Source organism: Corallococcus sp. CA041A (genome assembly GCF_003612075.1).
GTDB lineage: Bacteria > Myxococcota > Myxococcia > Myxococcales > Myxococcaceae > Corallococcus > Corallococcus exiguus.
The window spans coordinates 1-18,357 of the sequence record NZ_RAWF01000199.1; the positions used below are offsets into that span (position 1 = coordinate 1).

Annotated in this window: 19 protein-coding genes; 11 read left to right on the top strand and 8 right to left on the bottom strand. The window is 70.2% G+C overall.

What is annotated here, in order from left to right; translation table 11 throughout:
* From glp to epsU, 10 genes are all read left to right on the top strand, one after another.
* On the top strand, positions 1-1,240 hold a 1,240-nt coding region (gene glp, locus D7V77_RS29465; RefSeq protein ID WP_147452200.1), incomplete at its 5' end, for a gephyrin-like molybdotransferase Glp.
* On the top strand, positions 1,237-2,667 hold the full coding sequence (fdhD, locus tag D7V77_RS29470; RefSeq protein WP_120579623.1) for a formate dehydrogenase accessory sulfurtransferase FdhD: 1,431 nt from the start codon (positions 1,237-1,239) through the stop codon (positions 2,665-2,667). The genes glp and fdhD, both read left to right, overlap by 4 nt.
* Positions 2,668-2,969: 302 nt before the next feature.
* Positions 2,970-4,424, top strand: a complete 1,455-nt coding sequence (gene epsZ / locus D7V77_RS29475; protein WP_167548579.1) for an exopolysaccharide biosynthesis polyisoprenyl-phosphate hexose-1-phosphate transferase EpsZ — start codon at positions 2,970-2,972, stop codon at positions 4,422-4,424.
* A gap of 111 nt (positions 4,425-4,535) precedes the next feature.
* Complete coding sequence (gene wzx / locus D7V77_RS29480; RefSeq protein ID WP_211487074.1) at positions 4,536-6,089, top strand: exopolysaccharide biosynthesis flippase; 1,554 nt, start codon at positions 4,536-4,538, stop codon at positions 6,087-6,089.
* Positions 6,090-6,103: 14 nt separating this feature from the next.
* Positions 6,104-6,739: an exopolysaccharide export protein EpsY gene (gene epsY / locus D7V77_RS29485; protein ID WP_120579625.1), complete on the top strand. Its 636-nt coding sequence runs from the start codon at positions 6,104-6,106 to the stop codon at positions 6,737-6,739.
* Between the two features lie 3 nt (positions 6,740-6,742).
* Entirely contained in the window at positions 6,743-8,065 is a 1,323-nt protein-coding gene (gene epsX, locus D7V77_RS29490; RefSeq protein WP_120579626.1) for an exopolysaccharide export protein EpsX, read from the top strand.
* 10 nt (positions 8,066-8,075) lie between these two features.
* Positions 8,076-8,252: a hypothetical protein gene (locus D7V77_RS44370; RefSeq protein ID WP_014400807.1), complete on the top strand. Its 177-nt coding sequence runs from the start codon at positions 8,076-8,078 to the stop codon at positions 8,250-8,252.
* Between the two features lie 23 nt (positions 8,253-8,275).
* Positions 8,276-8,683 carry an exopolysaccharide biosynthesis response regulator EpsW gene (gene epsW / locus D7V77_RS29495; RefSeq protein ID WP_120579627.1) on the top strand — a complete coding sequence of 136 codons (408 nt, stop codon included), beginning with the start codon at positions 8,276-8,278 and terminating at the stop codon, positions 8,681-8,683.
* Positions 8,680-10,179 (top strand): PCP family exopolysaccharide biosynthesis protein EpsV, encoded by a 1,500-nt coding sequence (gene epsV, locus D7V77_RS29500; RefSeq protein WP_120579628.1) that lies wholly within the window; start codon positions 8,680-8,682, stop codon positions 10,177-10,179. The genes epsW and epsV overlap by 4 nt, the downstream gene beginning before the upstream one ends.
* Before the next feature lie 56 nt (positions 10,180-10,235).
* Positions 10,236-11,447 carry an exopolysaccharide biosynthesis GT2 family glycosyltransferase EpsU gene (gene epsU / locus D7V77_RS29505; protein ID WP_120579629.1) on the top strand — a complete coding sequence of 404 codons (1,212 nt, stop codon included), beginning with the start codon at positions 10,236-10,238 and terminating at the stop codon, positions 11,445-11,447.
* Positions 11,448-11,450: 3 nt separating this feature from the next.
* Here the strand turns inward: epsU and D7V77_RS29510 are convergent, their stop codons facing one another.
* The 5 genes from D7V77_RS29510 to epsH all read right to left on the bottom strand — a co-directional run bounded on the left by D7V77_RS29510 (position 11,451) and on the right by epsH (position 14,483).
* Entirely contained in the window at positions 11,451-11,906 is a 456-nt protein-coding gene (locus tag D7V77_RS29510) for a MerR family DNA-binding protein (protein WP_158624512.1), read from the bottom strand.
* Complete coding sequence (locus D7V77_RS29515; protein WP_120579631.1) at positions 11,881-12,321, bottom strand: hypothetical protein; 441 nt, start codon at positions 12,319-12,321, stop codon at positions 11,881-11,883. The genes D7V77_RS29510 and D7V77_RS29515 overlap by 26 nt, the downstream gene beginning before the upstream one ends.
* A gap of 49 nt (positions 12,322-12,370) precedes the next feature.
* On the bottom strand, positions 12,371-12,802 hold the full coding sequence (locus D7V77_RS29520; RefSeq protein WP_120579632.1) for a hypothetical protein: 432 nt from the start codon (positions 12,800-12,802) through the stop codon (positions 12,371-12,373).
* Between the two features lie 61 nt (positions 12,803-12,863).
* Positions 12,864-13,067 carry a YjzC family protein gene (locus D7V77_RS29525; RefSeq protein WP_120579633.1) on the bottom strand — a complete coding sequence of 68 codons (204 nt, stop codon included), beginning with the start codon at positions 13,065-13,067 and terminating at the stop codon, positions 12,864-12,866.
* 105 nt (positions 13,068-13,172) lie between these two features.
* Entirely contained in the window at positions 13,173-14,483 is a 1,311-nt protein-coding gene (epsH, locus tag D7V77_RS29530) for an exopolysaccharide biosynthesis glycosyltransferase EpsH (protein WP_120579634.1), read from the bottom strand.
* A gap of 55 nt (positions 14,484-14,538) precedes the next feature.
* Here epsH and wzy point away from each other — a divergent pair, with 55 nt between their 5' ends.
* Entirely contained in the window at positions 14,539-16,104 is a 1,566-nt protein-coding gene (gene wzy / locus D7V77_RS29535) for an exopolysaccharide repeat unit polymerase (protein WP_120579635.1), read from the top strand.
* Here the strand turns inward: wzy and D7V77_RS29540 are convergent.
* The 3 genes from D7V77_RS29540 to D7V77_RS29550 form a co-directional block, all read right to left on the bottom strand.
* The gene (locus D7V77_RS29540; protein WP_120579636.1) at positions 16,101-16,556 is read right to left on the bottom strand and encodes a hypothetical protein; all 456 of its coding nucleotides are present in this window, start codon (positions 16,554-16,556) and stop codon (positions 16,101-16,103) included. The two genes, wzy and D7V77_RS29540, sit on opposite strands and share 4 nt — an antisense overlap.
* Positions 16,557-17,162, bottom strand: a complete 606-nt coding sequence (locus tag D7V77_RS29545; protein WP_233597320.1) for a hypothetical protein — start codon at positions 17,160-17,162, stop codon at positions 16,557-16,559.
* A 111-nt stretch (positions 17,163-17,273) separates the two neighbouring features.
* Positions 17,274-18,357 (bottom strand): cation diffusion facilitator family transporter (locus tag D7V77_RS29550; RefSeq protein WP_233597321.1); only part of this gene is annotated, 1,084 nt, incomplete at its 5' end.

Here is an 18,357-nt window from a genome sequence, read left to right on the forward strand (position 1 = left end):
CCTCCCCGCCGCGCGACTGGCCGCGCTCGATGCCATTCTGCCCGCGGCCCCCGCCCGGCTTCCCTTGATGGAAGCCCATGGCCGGTTCCTCGCCGCTGGCATCGTCGCGTCACGCGCGCTGCCCGGCTGCGACAACTCCGCCATGGACGGGTGGGCCGTGCGCGCCGAGGAGACCCGGGGCGCCAACCGCGACCGCCCCGCGCGCCTGCGCGTCGTCGACACCGTCTACGCCGGCCACCTCCCGCGCCGCGCCCTCCAGCCCGGCGAGGCCGCGCGCGTCTTCACCGGCGCCCCCCTCTCCCCCGGCGCCGACGCCGTCGTCCGCCAGGAGGCCGCGCGCCCCACCGACGACGGCTCCCACGTGGACCTCTTCGTCTCCGTCGCCCCCGGCCATGACCTGCGCCGCGCTGGCGAAGAGGTGATGCCCGGCACTCCGCTGTTCCCCGCCGGCCAGCGCGTGGACGCCACCGTGCTCGGCGTGCTCGCGTCGCTGGGTGAAGCCACCGCGCTCGTGCGCCCCGCGCCGCGCGTCGCTGTCATCGCCACCGGCGACGAGCTCGTTCCCCCTGGCCAGCCCGCGCAACCCCACCAGGTCTTCGAGAGCAACCGCCTCCTCGTGGCCGCCCTGGCCCGCGAGGCCGGCGCGGACGTCACGCACCTGGCCCGCTCGCGCGATGACGAAGCGGAGCTGCACGCCCAGCTGGAGCAGCTCGCGCCTCAGGTCGACGTGCTCATCACCACCGGCGGCGCGTCCGTGGGCGACAAGGACTGCGTGAAGCGCGTCCTCACCCGGATGGGCGTGCGCTTCCTCGTGGACGGCGTCGCGCTCAAGCCCGGCAAGCCCGTGGCCGTGGCCCGCCTGGGCTCCACCGCCGTCGTCGTGCTGCCCGGCAACCCCGGCGCCGCCACCGTCGCGTTCGACCAGTTCGCGCGGCCCCTCCTCTTCAAGCACCAGGGCGTCATCGAACAGCGCCGCGTCACCCGCGCTCGCCTCTCCGAGCCCCGCCACAAGCAGGCCGGCCTCACCTACCTCGTCACCGTCTCGGCGCTCGAAGCGCGCGAGGACAGCGTTGAACCGTGGGCCCGCCTGCGTCCCCAGGGCGCCGGACAGATTCTGCAGAACGTGGCCGCCCGGGGCTGGGCCGTGCTCCCCGCCGGCCGCGCCGACTTCGCCCAGGGCGAGTCCGTGGACGTGCAGCTCTTCGACGCACCGGATTTCCACGCCGTGGAGGCCGTATGAAGCCGCCTCCCGCGCTCGCCCTCATCGGCCACTCCGGCGCCGGCAAGACGACGCTCCTGGAGCGCCTGCTGCCGGAGCTGGCCTCGCGCGGCCTGCGCGTCGCGTACGTGAAGCACTCATCGGATGCGCACCCGCTCCACCGCCCGGGCAGCGACACCGCGCGCCTGGACGCCGCGGGCGCCGCGCTCACCGGCTTCGCCACGCCGGACGGCACGCAGCTCACCACCCGGCAGCCCCTGTCCCCTTCGCTCCTCGCGCGAGACGCGGGCCGCGTGGATCTGGTGCTCGTGGAGGGCTGGAAGGACGGCCCCCTCCCGAAGCTGGAAGTGTGGCGCGAGGGCCTGGAATCCCCGCTCGCTGCCTCCCGCCCCGACGTGCTCGCCCTGGTGACGGACGCGCCCACGCTTCCGTCCACCGTGGCCTCGCGCCCGCGCGTGCCGGCCACCGCCACCGCCGTCGCGGACCTCCTCACCGCGTGGCTGCGTGATCAATCCGCGACATCCAAGGTCTCTCGCCCAGAGCCGCGCGGCGTCACCCACCGCCCCGTGCGCCGCTTCGACGGAGACACGCTCCGTGCGGCCGAGGATGACCGCGTGGCCGTGGAGGAGCCCCTGGAGATCCGCGTGAATGGCGACCCCGTCGCCACCACCATGCGGACCCCCGGGCATGATCGCGAGCTGGCGGTGGGTTTTCTCTTCGCCGAAGGCATCCTCAACGACGGCGACGACCTGGGCAGCCTGTTCCACTGCGGCCACCCCGGCGAGGAAGGGTACGGCAACGTGCTGGAGGTCGTTCCCGCCGCCGGTGCAGTGCTCGACCTGGAGCGCGTGGAGGCCACCCGCCGCGGCACCCTCACCACCTCCGCCTGTGGCGTGTGCGGCCGCCGCGACGTGGACGACCTGATGGCCACGTGCGCCCCCGTCGCTCCAGGCCCCGTCCTCTCCGCCCACACCGTGGCCCGCGCCACCGAACGCCTGCGCGACATCCAGCACACGTTTGAACACACCGGTGGAGTGCACGCCGCCGCCGCGCTGGATGCCCATGGCGAGCTGCTCGCCTCCTATGAGGACGTGGGCCGCCACAACGCCGTGGACAAGGTGGTGGGAGCCCTGGTCCTGGCCGGCGCCGTGCGCGCCCCGCTCCGGTTGCCCACACCGCCCTTCCCCGCCGCCCCCACGGTCCTGGCCGTCAGCGGCCGCGCCAGCTTCGAAATCGTCCAGAAGGCCGCCCGCGCCCGCATCCCCGTCGTGGTCAGCGTGTCCGCCGCCAGCTCCCTGGCCATCGACCTGGCCCTGCGTGCTGGCGTGACGCTCGCCGCGTTCTCAAGGAACGGCCGCTGCAACGTCTACACCGGGACAGAGCGCCTGGAGACCCACTCTCAACCTCCGGGAATTCCTCATGACTTCCGCCATGACGCATCTCGGTAGGAGCGCAGGCACCCGACTGTCAGACGGGCATCGTACATGCAGTCGGCGGGCGCAGCCGGCGGCTTTGGGGTCCAGGTGGGATCCAAGGGACCCATTGGACCTCAATGTCCATGGACGCGAACTCACACCCGACGGCTGGGATGGGTGTCCAAGTTTTTACCTGTTGTCATGTATTTCTTGCTGAGCAGTGGTTGCGCCGCGACGCACTATTTGGCAATCTTGCATTTCCTCCTGGTTAAACTTTTCTAGTCTAGACGGTATCCTCTGCAAGAGCCGAACGTGAGCAGAGGGGGGTGGACACGATGAGCAGTGCGACTGCAAGCGCCGAGGTCAAGGCTTCCGGGGTGCCGGCCGCGGCCGAGGTCACCGATCCGCCGCGCCTGGCCCCTGGCTTCGCGGCGAAGCTGAACCTCACCGTGGATGTGGCGCTGCTGGTGGCGGTGCTGCTGGGCTCCGCCTGGATGCGCGGCGGGCTGACGTTCCCCATGAGCTGGGAGCTGCCCAGCATGGTGCTGACGGCGGTGCTGGTGTGGCTCATCACGGGCACGGCGCTGTGCCTGTACGACTCGCGCTTCGCCGAGCGCAGCAAGCTGGACCACGTGGCGCTGGTGTCCGTCACCACGCTGGCGGTGGTGACCATCCAGGCGGTGCTGGAGCTGGCGATGCCCACCGCGGCCCACGTGGGCCTGGCGCCGCTGCTCTTCATCTTCTGGCCGGTGGCCCTGCTGCTGCGCCTGGGCGTCTTCCGCCAGGTGGCCTCGCAGGAGGCCCCCACGGAGGAGGTGCTCATCGTGGGCACCGGCGCCATGGGCCGCTACACGGGCGAGGACCTGCTCAAGCGCGGCCGTCACAAGATCCTGGGCTACGTGCGCTTCCCCGCGGACCACGCCTCTGGCGACAGCCTGCCGGCGGACGTGCTGGGGCCCGCGGACGAGCTGGAGCGCCTGCTGCGCACGCTGCCCGTCAGCGAGGTCTACATCGCGGGCAACACGCTCAAGCAGGGCGAGTCCATGCAGGCGGCCATCAAGCTGGCGGAGCGCTTCGGCGTGCCGTTCGCGCTGCCGGCGCACTCGTTCCGCCTGGACCGCGCCCGCCCGGTGGACTCCCGCGCGGTGGCGGACGGCTACCTGCACTTCGCCGCGGTGGCGCCCAAGCCGCACCAGATGGCCATGAAGCGCCTGTTCGACATCGCCGTGTCCGCGGTGGCGCTGTGGGCCCTGCTGCCGCTGTTCGCGGTGGTGGCCGCCTGCATCAAGCTCACCTCGCGCGGCCCCATCTTCTTCAAGCAGCTGCGCACCGGGCAGCACGGCAAGCCGTTCTACATGCTGAAGTTCCGCTCCATGGTGGTGAACGCGGAGGAGCTCAAGGAGCGGCTGGCCGCGCAGAACGAGCAGACCGGCCCCGTCTTCAAGATGAAGAACGACCCGCGCATCACCGGCATCGGTCGTTTCATCCGCAAGTTCTCCATCGACGAGTTGCCCCAGTTCCTCAACGTGCTCCGCGGTGAGATGAGCATCGTGGGCCCGCGCCCGCCGGTGCCCAGCGAGGTGGCGAAGTACGAGACGTGGCAGCGCCGCCGCCTGTCCGTGCGCCCGGGCCTCACCTGCATCTGGCAGGTGTCCGGCCGCAACCAGATCTCCTTCGAGCAGTGGATGTACCTGGACATGCAGTACATCGACCACTGGAGCCTCACCGGCGACCTGCGGCTGCTCCTGCAGACGGTGCCCGTGGTCATCACCGGTCGCGGAGCAAGCTAGCAACCGGGGTGTCATTCCGGGCCCGGCGTTGACGCGCCGGGCCCGTTCGTCTTTCCATGGGGCGGGCCTTCCTCCCCTGGTGTGCAGCAGCCCCGAAGGCCCGCGTCATCCATGACCGTGAACAGTCCGACCTCCCCCTCCGCTGAAGCCGACGACGGCGCCCGTGCGAACGAAGTGCGCGGCGCGGTCCGCAGCACCATCCAGCTCGGAGGCTCGCTGATGGTGACGTACGCCATCGCGCTGGGCATCCGCGCGCTGATGCCGCGCTACCTGGGGCCGGAGGCGTTCGGCTACTTCAACTGGTCGGAGGCGTTCGCCGCCACGTTCTTCGTGGCCACGAACCTGGGCCTGGAGACGTACATCCGGAAGGAAGTCCCCGTCCGGCCGGAGCACGCGAGCGACTTCTTTGGCACCACGATGCTCCTGCGCCTGGGGATGACGCTCATCCTGATGGTGGCGCTGGCGCTGGTGCTCCACCACACCGGCGAGCCTCCGGAGGTGCAGCACCTGGTGCAGTGGTTCGCGGTGGCCCAGTCGCTCATGGTCATCAACGCGTCCATGGCCGCGCTGCTGCACTCCAAGGGCAAGGTCGCGGGCCTGTCCGTCTCCAACGTCATCACCAAGATTGTGTGGGGCGGCGGCCTGGCGCTGATGGCCGCGTTCGGCGTGAGCCTGCAGTGGCTGGCCGTGCCCATGGTGCTGTCGGAGGCGGTGAAGCTCCTCATCAGCTGGAAGCTGGCGAAGGAGCACCTGGGGCTGAAGTTCCGCGTCGACCTGACGGCGACGAAGAAGGTGATGAAGGCGTGCCTGCCGTTCTTCCTCACCGCTGCGGCGCTGGCGTGCAACGGGCGCACGGACATGACGCTGCTGGGCAAGCTCGCGTCGAAGGAGGAGGTGGGCTGGTACGGCGGTGCGTTCAGCATCGCGGGGCTCACGTTCCTCATCTCCCCCATCTTCGGCTGGGTGCTGATGCCCATGATGTCGCGCGCGGCGGCCCGCTCGCCCGCGGAGCTGTCGAACCTGACGCGCCGCTCGCTGGAGGGCGTGCTCGCGTTCACCGTGCCGGTGATGATGGCCATGGTGCTGGGCGCGGACCTGTGGGTGCGCCTGATGTGCGGCCCCGGCTTCGAGCCCGCGGCGCTGCCCCTGCGTGTGCTGTCCCCCATCTTCGTGATGGCCTACGTCACCATGGTCAGCAGCATCTGGCTGACCATGTCCAACAAGGAGTGGTGGGTGACGCTGGCGGCCACCATGGGCGCGGTGGTGAACCCCATCCTCAACCTGATGCTCATCCCGTGGCTGTTCCGGCGCATCGGCCCGTCCGGCGGCGCCACCGCCACGGCGCTCTCCATGTTCTTCACGGAGGTCATCGTCACGGTGCTCTTCCTCAGCCGCATGGGGAGGAACTCCTTCGACCGGCGCTCCCTCCTCATGGTGGCCAAGACGGCCGCGGTGTGCGTGGGCTGCGTCGTCCTGGACCGGGTGCTGTCCGGAGCGGGCATGCAGGCGTGGCCCCGGCTGGGGCTGACGGCCTCCGCCTACGTGGCGGGCGTGCTGGGCACCGGCGCCGTGCGTCCCTCGGAGCTGCTCCAGGTCGTGCGCATGGCGAAGCAGCGCGGTGGTAATGGTGCCGAGGTGGCCGTGCCGGCCGCCCCCGCCGCGTGAGGAACTCTCAGGCCATGCCTTCCCGCCCGTCCCGATTCCGCGGTCCCGTCTCCCGCGCGCTCGCGTGCGCCGGGTTGCTCCTCCTGGCCCCCGCGTGCAGCGGCCTGGGCCAGTACACCTGGGTGAACGACTACCAGGAGAAGCCCACCGAGTCGGACGCCGCCTACCGCATCGTCCCCGGCGACGTGCTCAACGTGAAGGTGTTCGGCCAGGAGGCGCTCACCACGCGCGCCAAGGTGCGCGAGGACGGCAACATCAGCCTCACCTTCCTGGACGACGTGGAGGCCGCGGGCCACTCGCCGGCCCTGCTGGCGCAGCAGATCCAGACGCGGCTCAAGGACTTCATCAACCACCCCGTGGTCACGGTGTCGCTGGAGGAAGCGCGCCCCATGTCCGTGACGATGCTGGGGGAAGTCGCCAACGTGGGCGCGCACGTGCTGGACCCGGGCGCGACGCTGCTCCAGGCGCTGGGCGCCGCCGGCAGCTTCACCGACTACGCCCACCGCGACCGCATCTTCGTGCTGCGCCGGGATGACCCGCAGGCGGAGCAGCCCACGCGCATCCGCGTGCGCTACGAGGACATCATCCGCGGCGAAGGCCGCGCGGCCGCCTTCCGCCTGCGCCCCGGCGACGTGGTGGTGGTGGAGTAACCCGTGCTGGACGCGGCCCTCGCGAGCCTGTGGCTGGAGGTGGCCTCCGCCTCCGTGAAGTACGGCGCATCGGCCCGCGTGGACACCCGCGCGCGCTCCATGGACGCGCAGGCCACGGGGGAGGCCGTGTCCCCCCTGGCGGCGGACATGGACATCGTCCCCACCGTGAGCCTGAAGTACGACGACGGCAGCGCGGTGGCGCAGGTGGAGTACGCGCCGCGCATCTCCTTCCGTGAGGCCACCACCAACCCGCGCACCGAGGTGCAGCACGTGGGGCGGCTCTTGGGGGACTGGCGCCCCTCGCGCGGGCTCACCCTGCACGGCACCCAGGAGTTCGTGCTGGGACAGGTGAACCTCTTCACCAACCTGCCCCTGGGCGGCAGCCTGGACGACGACCCGGCGGTGCCCGGGGACACGCCGGCCCTCCCCATCCAGCCCCTGCCGGAGGGCGTGGACACGGTGTTCTTCCTGTCCTCGCTGACGACGCTGGCGGCGGAGACGGTGTGGCTGGGCCCGGGCTGGCGGCTTTCCGGCAGCGCGGGCTTCTCCGCCAGCGGCGGCCTGGACGACACGGCGAAGGAGGCGGTGCCCTTCCAGTACGGCCCTCGCGCGCAGCTGTCCCTGGGGAACTCCCCCGCGCCCCGGCACACGCTGAGCACCACGCTGGCGTACTCGGACTCGCGCTTCTCCACCGGCGCTCGCGCCACCGTGACCACGCTCACCGGCGGCTGGACGCACCGGTTGGATCGGCGCACGGCGGTGGAGGCCGGGGTCGGCGTGGGCGTGGCGTACTCCGTGCGCGCGACGGAGGACGACCCCACGGATGACCCGGACGTGCCCGGAGTCACCCCGTCATCCACCTTGTCAGGTGGGCGGCGGCTGACGACCTTCCAGGTCGGGGGCGCGCCCGTGGAGGATCCGCCGCAGCGCCTGGAGCTGCTCCCGGACCTGACGCTGGCGGTGTCCCACCGGGTGCCGTCGCGGACGGCGGACTTCAACGGCCGGCTCGCCGCGCGCGTGACGCCCTTCGTGGATCGGCTGACGGGGCTCGTCTACCCGAGGGCTGACCTGACGTTGAACGGCACCTGGGCGCTGAGCCCGCGCTTCCGGTTCTCCGGGACGGGAGGCGGTGCTTTCGCGGTAGGCGGAGCCGTGGGGGACCGGCAGGTGGTGGGCGGTGTGGGCGCGGGTTGGACGGTGAACCGGTGGATGACCCTGGAGGTGGACACCCGCGCGGCATGGACTCGCTCGCCCGACGTGGAGGCGGCCCGCACGGTGTGGTCCGCGACGCTGGGACTGACGGTCCAGAAAACGGGTATCCTCTGAGGCTCCCGCCATGGCGAAGCTCATCCTCCTGTCCGTCCTCGTTGCCACCATCGCGCTGCCCGGAGCGGCCGCGCGCGATGCGCATCCCTGGCGGGGGATGAAGAAGGCCATCCTGTGGGTGGCCCTCTTCAACATGGCGTACGCATATGGCGTGCTCGTCCTCGTTCCCAGGTACGGGTTCGGGTGAGGGAAGGAAAGGCGTCAGACGTGATGGAGCTCCAACAGCTCACCGTCCTCCTCGTGGAGGACTCTCCGATGTTCCGCGTCATGCTGCGTGACATGCTCGAGCAGATGGGCGTGAAGAACGTGGTGGAGCAGCCCAACGGCAAGGCCGCCATGGAGTACCTGGCGAGCGGCGAGCTCAAGCCGGACCTCGTGTGTCTGGACCTGACGTTGCCGGACGTGTCCGGCTACGACGTCTGCGAGCACATCCGCCGCACGCCCGCCATCGCGCACGTGCCGGTGTTGATGGTGTCCGCGCGCAACCTGCCGGAGGACAAGGCCTACGCGGAAGAGGCCGGCGCCAACGGCTACCTGGGCAAGCCCTTCACGCCCGAGGAGCTGGAGAAGCGCGTGCGCCACGTGCTCAAGGCCGCGGCGCCCCGGGGCAACGCGTGACGACGCCGGCCCCACGCACGCCTCGCTCCGCCCCGCCCCCGCCGTACGTCCCCGAGCGCGAGGAGACGAACGCGCCGGCGGACCTCATCGACTGGGGCTTCCTGTTCGACGGGCTGGGCTTCGTGCGCAGGGCCATCTTCCGGCACTGGTTCCTGGGGCTGTGCATCGTCGCGGTGATGGCGGGGCTGGGTTCGGCGGCGGCGAAGCTGATGCCGCGCAAGTACCACGTCGAGACGCGGATGCTGACGTACCGCAACCTCATCATCTCCTCGTTGGTGAACCCGGGCCGGTCCATCCCGGTGGAGGCGGATCAACCCACGCGCGCCGCGTGGGAGATGGTGCTCAGCCGCGGCAACCTCAAGTCCGTGGTGAAGAACGCGAAGCTCATCGAGTACTGGGACCACATGCGGTCGCCCCTCAGCCGCATGAAGGAGCAGTACCTGAAGAAGGCTCCGCCTCCCATGACGGACGAGGAGAAGGAGGAGGCGCTCATCGCGATGCTGGAGACCAGCCTCATCGTGATGGCGGAGGGCGGCAGCGGCACGGTCACCATCGGGGTGGACTGGAGCGACCCGCAGATGGCCTTCAACATCGTGGAGGCCGCGGCGCAGAACTTCCTCGACATGCGCCATGACTCGGAGATGGGCGCCATCTCCGAGTCCGTGAACATCCTCCAGGGCCAGGTGGCCAACGAGGCCGCGAACATCAAGCAGGCCATCGCGGACCTGGAGCGCGCGGTGCGGGCCGCGGATGCGCGCCGCAAGAAGAAGGAAGCGGACCCCAAGCAGGCCAGCGCGCGGCAGGCGCTCCTGGCGACGGACCACGCGCTCGCGCAGCTGAAGTTCCTGGTGCAGGCCAAGCGCCGCGCCATCCGCGACGTGGAGGAGTTCCGCGGCCGCCGCCTCACGGAGCTGCGCTCGCAGCTGGCGGAGCAGCGCGTCGTCTTCTCTCCGCAGCACCCGGTGATTGTCGACCTGGAGCAGCGCGTGGCGACGATGCAGGCGGACTCGCCGCAGCTGACGTCCCTGCGCTCCGAGGAGCAGTCGCTCATCCAGGAGTACCTGCGCATGGGCGGCACGGACGTGGACTCCACGACCGAGGGCACGAGCCTGGCGGCGGGCTTCGGCGCTCCCATGGCGGGCGCGATGCTGGGCACGCCGGATGATCCGGAGGTGGCGGTGGCCACGGACCGGATGCGCATGGTGGTGATGCGGCACCAGGAGAAGCTGCGCCGGTTGGACCAGGCGCAGACGGAGCTGGAGATCTCCAAAGTCTCCATGAAGCACCGCTACAGCGTGCTGTTGCCGGCGCTCTTCCCGGAGAAGCCGTCCAAGCCGAACCCGAAGCTCATCGCCATCGCGGGCGTGGTGGGCGGGGTGGCGCTGGCGGTGTTCGCGGCGGTGGCGCTGGACATCCTGCGCCGCCGGGTCCTGGAGAAGTGGCAAGTGGAGCGGCTGCTCAAGTTGCCGGTGCTGGCGGAGCTGGAGCGGCGCTGAAGGTTCGTGCGCTCGGCCGTCCTTGAAGATGGCGCGAGCGCGGGGGTGACACTGTCGTGACGGTCTGGACCTGGGTGGACGTGGCGCTGTGCGTGGGACTGCTGCCGGTGGTGGTGGGCTGCGGCTACCTGCTGCTCCTGACGCTGTTGTCGGGGCGCAAGGCGGCGCCGGTACCGCCGTCGCCGGCGGCGCGGAAGTTCGACGTCATCATCCCCTCGCACAACGAGGAGCTGGGCATTGCCCGGACGGTGGCGAACCTGTCCGCGGTGGACTACCCGGCGCACCTGCGGCGCATCATCGTGGTGGCGGACAACTGCTCGGACGCGACGGCCCAGAAGGCGCGGGAGGCGGGCGCCACGGTGCTGGAGCGCCAGGACGCGGAGAAGCGCGGCAAGGGCTACGCGCTGGCGCACGCCTTCGAGCACAGCCAGCGTGACGGCTTCGCGGACGCGGTGGTGGTGGTGGACGCGGACACGGTGGTGTCCGCGAACCTGCTGCACGCCTTCGCCCGCCGGCTGGAGGACGGGGCGCACGGCGCGCAGGCGCACTACGGCGTGATGAACCCCACGGCGTCGTGGCGCACGCGGCTGATGACCATCGCGCTGGGGATGTTCCACCGCGTGCGCTCCATGGGGCGCGAGCGGATGGGCGTGTCCTGCGGCCTGCGCGGCAACGGCATGTGCTTCACGCACGCGGTGCTGAAGCAGGTGCCGCACGACGCGTTCAGCGTGGTGGAGGACCTGGAGTACGGCATCCGCCTGGCGCGCGCGGGGCACCGCGTGCACTACGCCTGGGAGGCGGAGGTGCTGGGCGAGATGGTCACGGCGGAGAAGCAGAGCCGCTCCCAGCGCCAGCGCTGGGAGGGCGGGCGCGCGCAGATGCGCAAGCTGCACGGGTGGCCGCTGCTCAGCGACGCGCTGAAGCAGAAGAGCGGGCTCTTGCTGGACCTGTCCATGGACGTGCTGGTGCCGCCCCTGAGCCAGCTGGTGCTGGCGACGGTGGCGGGTTCGGTGCTGGCGACCGGCGTGGTGTGGCTGTCCGGCGGCACGGCGGTGGCGGCGTCCGCGCTGGCGTCGTTCGGCCTGATGTCGCTGTCGCTGTACGTGCTGCGCGGCTGGTGGGTGTCCGGCGTGGGGGCTCGCGGCCTGCTGGACCTGGCGTGGGCGCCCTTCTACGTGGTGTGGAAGGTGTGGCTGATGGTGCGAGGCCCCGGCGCGGAGAAGCGCGGCGAGTGGGTGCGCACCACGCGTGAGGCGGAGCGGCGGTAGCGCTCAGGCGCGGGGCTTCCGCTTCGCCGGAGGCTTCGGTGCGCCGAGCGACGCCTGGATGGGACACACGGTGTCCGGAGGGCAGAAGCCTTCGGCCATCAGCGTGGTGATGGCGCGACGCATGCGGCGCAGGTCGTCGATGCGCGCGTCGATGGCCTGGACCTTCGCTTCAGCGAAGCGGGCCACGTCGCGAGTGGGAGTGCCGCGCCGGTCCGTCAGGGCGAGCACGGCGGACACCTCCTTCAACGTGAAGCCCAGCTCCTGCGAGCGTCGGATGAAGCGCACGCGGATGGCGGCGTCCGGGCCGTAGAGACGCTGGCCGCTCTCGCTGCGGTCCATGGGCAGCAGCAGCTTGCGGCGCTCGTAGAAGCGCAGCGTGGACAGCTTCACGCCGGATTCACGGGCGAGCGCGCCGATGCGCAAGGGCACTGCTTCAACGGGCCGTCGCGGGGATGCCACCACGCCACCTCCTGGCACCGAGGATGACACCGCCCTGCGCGAACATCCACGCCAGCTCCAGTACGAGGAACACGACAAGCACCCGCGTCGCACCCTGCGTGAGCGACCACGCCATCCAGGTGGAGAACAGCGCCCGGCCCGCGGTGTCCACGGCGCCGTTGAACGCGGTGGGCTGAACGAGCCGCACGACGGACCACAGCGTCACGATGGTGCCGAACAGGGCCACGAAGAACAGGTGCGTGGACGTGAACGCGGGGAGCGGCTCACCGCCCAGGCCGAGCGCGTGGTGCACGGACCGGATGCTCGCGAGCACGGCGTTCGCGGTCCACGGCGTGGCGAAGGGGATGGTGACGAAGAAGTCGTACAGCGCGCTGGCGAAGACGACTCGGCGAAGCAGGGACGGTTCAGGGTTCATGCGAAGGACGCTAACCCCTGCACCAAGGTGCAGAGGCAAGGGCCTCCGCTCAGGTCCCCGTCGCGGGAGCCGCCGCCCGGCTCCGCGCACCGAACAGGAGCGCGCCCTGCACGAACATGCCCGCGGCCTCCATCACGAGGAACACGCCAAGCACCTGGGATGCCCCCTGCGTGATCGCCAGCACCATCCACGCGGAGACGAGTCCCCGGCCCACCGTGTCGATGGCGCCATGCAGCGCGGTGGGCTGGAGGACGCGGACCAGCGCCCAGATGACAGCGAGCACCCCGAAGAGGGCGACGAAGAACACGTGCACGGGCGTGAAGACCGGCATGGCCTCACCGCCCAGCGCCAGGCTCTCGTGCATCCAGCGCATGACGCCCAGCATCGCTTCCGCCGTCCACGGTGTGGCGAACGGGAGCGTGACGATCAGGTCGTAGGCCGCGAAGCCACGGACGGCGCGGCGAAGCAGGGAGGAGCTCATGCCTGGAACCCTAGCCCGACGCCCCGTCACGGAGCCGTGGCTCCGTGCCGAGACGCACGCATCAGGTGATGCGTTGGAGCTTCCACCAGGCCGACTTGTTCTGCGACCGGATGGGCGGGAACGTCTCCCCCGCGCTCAGGGGGATGACGCGCTCCTCCGCCGTCGGCGAGGGAGTCGTTGAACCATCCGCGTAGCCATCGAACGCGTAGATGCCCGACGTCTCGCACTTGCTGCCCGTCTTGAACCGCTGTCCGACCGTTGCCATGACGTGTCCTTTCGTTCCCATGCGGGAACGAGAAGAACGTCCATCGGATCAGCGCCAGGGACCATGCCTCGCGGGAGGTATGCGCCCCTGGGAATACCGCGGACCTCAGTCCGCCAGCGGCATGCCGAAGTCCGGCTGGCCGCGCTCGCCGGACACCCAGCGGTACACCTCCAGCACCTGCTCCGCCTTCGCCTTCCACGTGAAGTGCTTGAGGATGCGCGCCCGTGCGCGCTCGCCCATGGGGCCAATCACGGACGGATCCGCGACCAGCTTCTCCAGGACTCCTCGCACGCGCTCCACAATCTCCCGCGGCGTGCCCATGGGAATGGCGAAGCCCGTGGACGGACTGACGATCTCTCCCGGACCGCCGTAGTCCATCACGATGGGCACCAGCCCCAGCGCCATCGCCTCCGCCACCACCGCGCCGCCGAACTCGCGCACGCTCGGGAAGCCGAAGATGTGGTTCTTCGACAGGCGGCCCTGCAGATCCTGGTGCTTCACCCAGCCCGCGAACGTCACGCCGTTCTCCAGGCCGCCCCTCGCCACCTGCGCGCGCAGGTTCTGCATCTCCGCGCCGTCGCCGATGAGCTCCACCTGCAGCTTGCCCTCGCGCACCAGCGGCGCCGCCGCGTCGATGAGCATCGCCATGCCCTTGTACGGCACGAAGCGCCCCACGAACGCCACCCGCAGCGGCTCGCCCGGCTTCGGCGGCTCCGCCTTCGACGCGCCGAAGCGCCGCACGTCGATGGCGTTCTCCGGGATGTAGACGACCTTGTCCTGGTACTCCCGCGACAGCTGCGCCCGCGTCGCCCGCGAGCCCATCATCAGCGCCGCCGCGTTCTGCCGCGTCGACTTGTAGAAGGGCATCAGCTTGTAGACGTCCCGGATGTAGCTCAGCCACTCGCGCTCACGCACGCGCGCGTCGCCGAAGCCCTTGGGCCACGGCAGGCCGCCGTTCATGGGGCCCATGATGAAGGGCACCCCGGCGTCCGCGCACCGCGCCGCCAACGTGCTGGGCGTCGTGGGGCTGATGGGCGTGTAGCGGTGCACCACGTCGAATTCCTTCGCGCGGATGCGGTCCCCGAAGCGCCGCCAGAGCAGCTCCTCGAAGTAGTAGTACGGCAACACGCTCAGCGCCGTGGCCGTCGTCCACCCCACGCCCGCCTTGCCGCGCAGCAGCTCGCCCACCTTGTCCAGCGGACGCTCCACCGGCGTGGAGTCCAGGGCCGTGAAGTCCTTCCCCTCCACCAGCCCCTGCTTGAGGATGTTCTCGCGGTTGCGGACCTGGGTGACCAGGTGCACATCCGCCACCTCGGCGAGCGCCCTTGCCAGGGACCAGCCTTCCAGGGGGACGCTCACCCAGTCTGGGTTGCACAGCTCAGCAATCAGGAGGACGCGGGGTCGGGTGCCAGCCATACGCCTTCGCATCTATCCCAACCCGGGCCCGGGATATAGCCTCCCCCTCGCTCGAATGGCCTTCAAACCCTCGCCCGCCGCCTGGCTCCAGTACATCGTCATGGTCGTGGGCCTGGGCGCCGTCACCCTGGGTGCGGCCGCCGTGGGTAACGGGGACCCCATTGTCACCCTGGCGCCCGTGCTGGCGCTCACGGTGGGGTGGGTCATCATCAAGGTGCCGCTGCGCTACCTGGCCATCACGGTGCTCTACCTGGTGCTCGCGGTGGACTACACACCCGAGCGCCCCCAGTCGATGTTCTGGCCGTCGCCGCTGTTCCCCCTGGGGAAGCTGCTCTTCACGCAGATGCACGAGCTGGTGGGCATTGGCGCCCTGCGCTTCCCGCTCATCGACGGGCTCATCATCGGCGCCATCGTCATCGGCATCTGCCGGCGGGCCGCGAAGTCCAAGATTGATCCGCCGGTGGTGCCCATCCCCCGGCCGCTGGCGGTGGTGCTGGCGATCTCGTTCTTCTCCATCATGTGGATGGAGGTGTGGGGCATCGCGCGGGGCGGGGACATCAAGAACTCGCTCTGGCAGTGGCACCAGGCGGCGGTGCTCCCGCTGGTGGGGATGATGTACCACTACAGCCTGCGCGGGCCGGAGGACTGGCCCCTGGTGGCGAAGACCATCATCGCGGCGGCGCTCACCAAGTCCGCGGTGAGCACCTACTTCGCCCTGGTCATCATCCCGGCCCAGCACCTGGAGGTGGAGTACACGACCTGCCACTCGGACTCGATGACGTTCATCTTCGCCATCAGCGTGTGCATCATGCGCTGGCTGGAGCGGCCCAGGTCCGGCCACGCCATCCGAGGCCTCATCATCATCATCCTGGTGTTCATCGGGATGTTCTTCAACGACCGCCGGCTCGCGTACGTGAGCCTCGTGGGCGGGCTGGCCGCGGCGTACCTCTTCAACCCGTGGACGCCGCTGAAGAAGTTCATCACGCGAGGGCTCATCGCGTGCTCGCCGCTGCTGGTCGTGTACTTCCTGGCCGGGTGGAGCTCCAGCAGCAGCATCTTCAAGCCGGTGGCGACCTTCCGCTCCATCATCGAGGGCCAGCACGCCGAAGGAGAGCTGGACTACCGCGACATCGAGAACCTCAACCTCATCGCGACCTGGAACACGAACCCCGTGTTCGGCACGGGCTACGGGCACGAGTTCCTGGAGCCCTACCCGCTGCCCAACATCGCGTTCGTGTTCCCCACGTACCGCTTCCACCCGCACAACTCGCTGCTGGGCCTGCTGGCCTTCGGCGGGTGGTTCGGGTTCACGGGCGTGTGGATGTACCTGGTGGTGACGGTGTACCTGGCGGCGCGCGCGTACCATCGAGCGTACGCGGCGGAACACCGAACAGCGTGCCTGGTCATCGTGGGCGTGGTGGCGTCCTACCTGAACCAGGTGTTCGGAGACATGGGCATCATCTCGTACATCTGCACGTTCCAGGTCGCGGTGTGCTCGGTGCTCGCGGGCAAGCTGGCCATGGTCACCGGCGCGTGGCCGTGGCCCCAGCGGGAGAAGGTGCTGGGCCTGACGCGCGCGGCGCCGGATGAAGCGCCGCCCTCGGGTGCGACGGCGGCCTAGCGCTGGATGGACAGGATGTGCCACTGGCGCGTGTCGATGGCGTACGTGGCGCTCGCGTCCGTCACGGGCCCTTCGGAGTTGCAGACGTCCTGCCGGGGCACGAAGCGCACGAACATCACGCCCTCCGGGCCGGGCGCCGTCCACACGTCGAAGGAGTCCCGCCGGTAGAGGCACAGCTCGTCCGCGGTCGCGCCCTTGTGCGGCTTCAGGTCCAGCGGACGGAAGTCATCCATCGCCAGTTGCGTCGCCACCGCCACCAGGGCGGGCGTCTGCGTCCGTCCCTCCGCGGGCAGGTCCAGCGGGAACTGGAAGCGGGCCATCTCCTCGTCGGAGGCGCGCGGCGGACGGATGGGCCTCGCGAAGAGCACGCAGCCGGTGAGGGGCAACGCCAGCAGCGCCGCGAGCCCGCGCTTCATCCACACCCGCCGCGATGACAAACCCTGGCGCCCCATCTAGTCCTCCACGGGCGTGATGAAGCCCGTGTCCTTGTCCGCTTCGTGGATGTACCCGATGAGCTTCCACGCCTTGCCCTGCCGCAGATAGACCTCACCGGGACGCGGCTCGCCCTTGTACGGGACCAGCTTCGTCACCGTGCATCCTGCATCAAATTGGATGCGCAGGGTCCAACGTTGTGACTGATCCCAGCGGTCCTCCTGTGACATGCCGGACGGGAACCAGGGGTGGCTGTGGAAGTCCGCCAGGGTGGACGGCAGGCCCCGGTCGTCCTTCACCACGCTGGGCACGCTGCAGCTCTTGCGGCGCAGGTCCGCGCCCACCAACGTCGTGCGTCCCAGCGGCGAGGGCCAGCTCGCGTAGTACTCCCCGCCGCCCAGCGAATAGATGAGCCCGCAGTACTCCTGGCCGTAGTCCCGCTCCCGGGCCCGGTCCATCGCCATCACCGCCGGACAGAGCTGGTCGATGACCTCGTCCACGTCCGCGGAAGGTTGGATGGCCGGCCAGGGGCCCTTGACCCAGACCCTCTCGCCCCGCTGGCCGAAGAAGACGTCCCTGCCGCTCTGGAAGTAGGACGTGCCGGCGCAGCCAACGAGCAGCGCCACGCCCACGCTCCATGCATTCCGTCCGCGCATCCCGTCTCGCCACCCTGATGAGGGGAACCGGGAAAACGCATAGCACGGCCTAAGCAATAAAACCAGGATTCAAGGCAAAGCCTACCCGGTGCGGGCACGGAGCTCCGCGGCCTCGGCGGCGGCGGCGGTCAGGTGCTCCAGCTCCAGGTCGATGTGCTTCGCCTGCGGGATGGCGCGGCGGACCTCCGCTTCAATGGCGTCGATCTCCTCGCTCAGGGTGCGGATGAGGTGCCGGGCCGCGTCCGTCAACGCGCGCTCGCGCTCCACGCCCACAGGGGGCAGCCCCTGCGCGGGCAGGGCCTCCGCCAGCCGGGCCGCCACGAAGGACTCGCTGAAGCGCAGCTCCGCCTTGAACTGGTAGGACTCCGGCGTGAGCTGCCGCGTCTTCACGTCGTGCAGGTCCGCCAGGCTTACGCGCGCGCGCAGCAGGTCCTCGAAGCGCTGCTCCACGTCAGCCGGCACGGACCGGCCGAGCAGCAGCTCCCGGTTCTCCACCATCAGGTAGACGGCGATGAGCCCCAGCAGCACGCCCACCGTGAGCGACGCCAGCGCGTCCCACAGCGGGTTGCCCGTCACGTGCGCCAGCGCGATGCCCGATGTCGCCAGCACCAGGCCCAGCACCGCCGCGCCGTCCTCCAGCAGGATGGCCACCGACGCCGGGTCGGCCTTCGTCCGCACGAAGCGGAAGAAGGGCTCGCCCGCCGCCTGCTTCAGGAGCCCTCGCATCGCGAACAGCAACACGCCGCCCTCGATGAGGAACGACAGCCCCAGCACCAAGAACGTCACCGGCCCCGTCTCAGCCACGTGCGGGTGAAGGAGCGACTGGATGCCGTGGTAGACGGTCACGCCGCAGCCCACGAAGAAGATGCCGGACGCGGACAGGATGCCGAAGATGAAGCGCTCGCCGCCGTAGCCGTACGGGTGCGAGTCGTCCTCCACGCGCGCCGCCCGCTTCAGCCCCAGGAACAACAACACCTGGTTGCCCGTGTCCGCCAACGAGTGGATCGCCTCCGACAACATCGCCCCTGAGCCCGACAGGAAGAAGGCGATGAACTTGATGAGCGTGACCAACACGTTGCCGGACAGCGCGACGACGACGGCCTTGAGCGACGAAGCAGGAGCGGACATGGAGGTGCCAAACCTACCATGGGGCGCCCTCCCGCCC

Coding starts and splice junctions, on each gene's coding strand:
- epsW (WP_120579627.1), top strand. CDS start 8,276: ATGGAGCTCCAACAGCTCACCGTCCTCCTCGTGGAGGACTCTCCGATG.
- epsY (WP_120579625.1), top strand. CDS start 6,104: ATGCCTTCCCGCCCGTCCCGATTCCGCGGTCCCGTCTCCCGCGCGCTC.
- epsH (WP_120579634.1), bottom strand. CDS start 14,483: ATGGCTGGCACCCGACCCCGCGTCCTCCTGATTGCTGAGCTGTGCAAC.
- D7V77_RS29520 (WP_120579632.1), bottom strand. CDS start 12,802: ATGAGCTCCTCCCTGCTTCGCCGCGCCGTCCGTGGCTTCGCGGCCTAC.
- fdhD (WP_120579623.1), top strand. CDS start 1,237: ATGAAGCCGCCTCCCGCGCTCGCCCTCATCGGCCACTCCGGCGCCGGC.
- wzy (WP_120579635.1), top strand. CDS start 14,539: ATGGCCTTCAAACCCTCGCCCGCCGCCTGGCTCCAGTACATCGTCATG.
- D7V77_RS29540 (WP_120579636.1), bottom strand. CDS start 16,556: ATGGGGCGCCAGGGTTTGTCATCGCGGCGGGTGTGGATGAAGCGCGGG.
- D7V77_RS29515 (WP_120579631.1), bottom strand. CDS start 12,321: ATGAACCCTGAACCGTCCCTGCTTCGCCGAGTCGTCTTCGCCAGCGCG.
- wzx (WP_211487074.1), top strand. CDS start 4,536: ATGACCGTGAACAGTCCGACCTCCCCCTCCGCTGAAGCCGACGACGGC.
- epsZ (WP_167548579.1), top strand. CDS start 2,970: ATGAGCAGTGCGACTGCAAGCGCCGAGGTCAAGGCTTCCGGGGTGCCG.
- D7V77_RS44370 (WP_014400807.1), top strand. CDS start 8,076: ATGGCGAAGCTCATCCTCCTGTCCGTCCTCGTTGCCACCATCGCGCTG.
- D7V77_RS29525 (WP_120579633.1), bottom strand. CDS start 13,067: ATGGCAACGGTCGGACAGCGGTTCAAGACGGGCAGCAAGTGCGAGACG.